The organism is Mycobacterium sp. (assembly GCF_040509115.1).
Lineage (GTDB): Bacteria > Actinomycetota > Actinomycetes > Mycobacteriales > Mycobacteriaceae > Mycobacterium.
Genome location: NZ_JBEVLO010000508.1, coordinates 1 through 3749 on the forward strand (window position 1 = coordinate 1; position 3749 = coordinate 3749).

The 3749-nt window shown below is 64.4% G+C and carries 4 protein-coding genes; 3 read left to right on the top strand and 1 reads right to left on the bottom strand.

Annotation, left to right across the window (positions count from 1 at the left end; genetic code table 11):
* The 3 genes from ABW137_RS34410 to ABW137_RS34420 form a co-directional block, all read left to right on the top strand.
* Positions 1-779 (top strand): oligosaccharide flippase family protein (locus ABW137_RS34410; RefSeq protein WP_526407210.1); only part of this gene is annotated, 779 nt, incomplete at its 5' end.
* A 148-nt stretch (positions 780-927) separates the two neighbouring features.
* A complete protein-coding gene (locus ABW137_RS34415) occupies positions 928-2010 on the top strand; it encodes a GNAT family N-acetyltransferase (RefSeq protein ID WP_526407212.1) in 1083 nt (360 codons plus the stop codon).
* Positions 2007-2789 (top strand): FkbM family methyltransferase, encoded by a 783-nt coding sequence (locus ABW137_RS34420; protein ID WP_526407214.1) that lies wholly within the window; start codon positions 2007-2009, stop codon positions 2787-2789. The genes ABW137_RS34415 and ABW137_RS34420 overlap by 4 nt, the downstream gene beginning before the upstream one ends.
* Before the next feature lie 59 nt (positions 2790-2848).
* Here ABW137_RS34420 and ABW137_RS34425 read toward each other — a convergent pair whose 3' ends face one another.
* Complete coding sequence (locus ABW137_RS34425) at positions 2849-3643, bottom strand: heparin lyase I family protein (RefSeq protein WP_526407216.1); 795 nt, start codon at positions 3641-3643, stop codon at positions 2849-2851.
* Between the last annotated feature and the right edge of the window lie 106 nt (positions 3644-3749).

Genomic DNA, 3749 nt, shown 5'->3' on the forward strand with positions numbered 1-3749 from the left:
AGACGGTCGTGGTCGGCGGGGCACTGAGTGCCACGGCGCTCGGGTACTACCGGTATGGCCGGCGGTTGGGGGCGCTGCCGGAGATGGCGGTGGTCGACGTCGGGTCGTATGTGCTGTTCCCGGCCTTCTCCCGGCTCGCAGGCGATCAGGAGCGGTTTCGGTCGGCCTTCCTGAGGGCCCTGCACGTGTTGTGGTGTCTGATGGTCCCGGTCGCGTGCTTCATCATCGCTGCCGGCGAGCCGCTGGTGACGGTGCTGCTCGGCGAGAAGTGGCGAGGGGCCGGTGTGATGCTGGTCGCCCTCGCAGGTATCGGGCCCGGGGTGGCGCTGATGGCGATCGGCATGGAGTCGATCAAGGGTGTCGGTCGGACCCGCCTGCTGCACTGGGTGACGCTGGTTGGCACTGTGCTCGGAATCGGCCTGTTGTTCCTGTTGCTGCCGCTCGGTGTGATGGGCGTCGGCCTGGCGCTGTCGATCTCGTGCCTCATCGCAGGCGCCCTGAGCCTGCTGCTTGCCCGGCCGCTGGCCGGGGTGACGTTCGGTGAGCTGGCGCACCGGCTGGTCCCGCCGATTCTCGTGGTGGCCCTACCAGCCGTCACGATCGGACTCCTCGAGCACACGCTGATCCGCTCCGACCATCACGGCTTTCTGCTGGGCACAGCGCTTCTGCTGGCGGAGGGTGTGGGCTACCTCGCGGTCTATGGCGCAGGCCTGGCCCTGTTTGCGCCCGCAGCGTGGCGTGAACTATCGGCCGCGGCGCGGCAGCTCCGGCACCGGTGACCCTCGATGATCGCCTCGAGCATGCAAGTGCAGAGCACGTCGCCTCGATCGAGTGACGAACTTCAGAAGTGTTCGAAGCGCCCAACAGCAAGAGACTGGGGATGGAGTCCAAATTATGTCGCGCGTTTTGCAGCAAGGTTCGGCGCACGTGGATGAGCGAGCCGACGTGGCCTGGAGCATGATCGATTTCGACGCGCTCAGCGCGGGGGAACTGGAGAAGTGGCGGCTGGTTCGCGAGTCGGATCCGTCGCTCGCCAGCCCGTTCTTCCACCCCGCATTCGCAGGCGCGGTGCACTCGGTGTTCGGCAACGTTCAGGTGGCCACCGACCACGATCGCCAGGTGTGGTTTCCCCTGCAGGTACGCAGGCGGGTGGCGCGCCCGGTACTCACACCGGGCGCGGACTTCCAGGGCCCGATCATGCCGCCAGGTACACGCATCGATCCTCTCCAGTTGGTGCGGGAAACGGGTTTGCGCGCACTGCAATTCAAATTCCTGCAGGAGCGCTGCACCGACTTCGACCCGTGGATCGAGGAGCGCCAGCCGTCTCCGTTCCTCGACGTCACCGGCGGGCTGGAGGGCTATCTGGCCCGGGTCGGCAAGCAAGGCAGGCACAAGATGAAGAGGGTGACCAACAGGGCCGCGCGCGAGCTGGGCGAAATCCGCCTGGTCTGGGACTGCCGTGACCCGGGCCTGCTGGATCAGCTGATCGAGACCAAGCGCGCCCAGTATGCGGCAACGGGCGGGTATGACTTCTTCGCCCTGGCCCGAAACCGGGACTTGGTGCATCGACTCGCGGAGACCAGAGTGGATGGCTTCGAAGGCGTCCTGTCAGCGGTGTACGCGGACGACACACTGCTCGCCGCTCACTTCGGGCTGCGCGATCGCGACGTCCTGCATTGGTGGTTCCCGGTCTTCAGCCGGGAGCACTCCCAGGTGTCTCCGGGATGGATCCTGTTGCGCGAGTTGATCACAGCGGCGCCGGCCAACGGCGTCACACGCATCGACCTCGGGGTCGGCGACGAGGACTACAAGCTTCGGTCGATGACGGGTTCAGTGTCCGTCTGCGGGGGTGAGGTGACTGCGACAGCTCTTGAGAAGCGGCTGTTCTCGGCACGTCGTGCCGCCATCGGCGGGTTGAAGTCCTCACCCCTCTGGCCGCATCTGCGCTCGGTGAAGAACCGAACCATCAGGGTCGCCCACGAGGGCGGCAGTCGAGGAGGCGGACGATGAGAGTCCTGCGGTCCATCCGTTACAACGCGAAAGAGGCGCGCGACATGGGCTTCCCCTACGCCGCACGTCGTCTGGTATCGCGATCGTCGCCGATGGTGCGGGTCCCGATCAAGGGAGTGGGGCCACTGACACTGCGGCTCGGTTCATCCGACGAACCCACGGTTCGGCAGATATTCGTCGACGGTCAGTACGACATGCGTTGCATCCCCCAATGGCGTGACATCGAGCGGCGGTACGAGGAGATACTCCACCACGGTCGGCGTCCACTCATCGTCGATGCCGGCGCGAATATCGGGGCAGCCTCGTTGTACTTCGCGCGTGAGTTCCCCAGAGCGAAGATCGTGGCGGTCGAGCCAGAACCATCGAACGCTCGACTCTGCTGCGAGAACACCAGTGCCTTCGACGTCGAAGTGCTGCCGATGGCGATCGGATCGGCCCGGGGCAAGGTGTCGTTGGTAGACGAGGATTGCGAGAATTGGGCGTTTGCCACTAGGCGCTCGAGTGATGGCGACATCGCCGTCTGCACCATCAACGACATCGTCACGAATCATCATGGCGAATGCGATCTGTTCCTCGTCAAGATTGACATCGAGGGTTTCGAGTCCGACCTCTTCAGTGCGAACGTCGAGTGGGTCCGCGACGCCAAGATCATCTTCATCGAGCCTCATGACTGGCTCTTGCCAGGGCAGGCGACGAGTAGGAATTTTCAGCGTGTGCTCGCCGAACACGAATTCGACGTGATCGTGAGCGGTGAGAATCTTCTCTATGTCCGGCGCTAGAGATGTCCGGCGCTAGAGATGTCCGGCGCTAGAGATGTCCGGCGCTAGAGATGTCGGCGTCAGAGCTCTTCTCTGCGGATGCCGCCGAACTGGATCTGGTTGGTGATTCCGGCGCCCCTCTGTGCGTACCAGCCGAACTGGAGGTACGGGATGCCGTCGAACACTGTCGGCACGCCGGTGGCATCGACGTACTGAACGTCATCCATCCAGACCTTGTAATAGCCGTCCGCCGAATACGACCACTTCACTTCCAATTTCACCGTCATCCACTGGCCCCACGGCACGGCGGGGCCGGTCGTGAAGACGTATGAGGACGTGGTAGGGCCGGAGGCGATGTCACGAGCGATGCGAAAGGTGGAGTTGCTGTTGAGGGCTAGGTGATGGCCGCTACCCGTGTTGGTGTGGAACTCCCACAACAGGCCGGTGTGCCACGTGTCGGCCAGGGATTGCTTGGGCAGCAGCATGTGGAACGTCCAGCGTTCCTCACGCCCGATGGTCGACGTCGCCGGGTTCTTCACCGCCAGAATCGCTTTGCACGTCGAGTCCCACGGGGCGACCTTCGAGTCGGGCACTATGAACTCGAACCCGTCGCCGTACGGAGTGGATACCGTCGAGAACCCGTCGGCGGCGACAGCGGGGCTGGTCCACTCGGGTGAAAACGCCGCCGACAGATCACCGAAACTGGCTATGGCTTCCCCGGGGCTGGGCGGCGGACTCTCCGCATGGCTCGAACCGTCAGGCCTTGCCTCCGAAACCGCAATGCCGCCCCCGCCACGCAGTGCGTACCCCAGGCCAAGGAGTCCGCCACCCGCGCCGAGCATCGCCAGCACCTGCCGCCTGTTCAATGTGGCCACGTGGTATCGCTCACCGGCCTCACCTCCCCGCAGCCGAGCCTATGCCTCGAGCGGTGGGGTGTCCACGTTTTCCTTCGCCAGCCATCGTCAATTACAGCTAACAAGC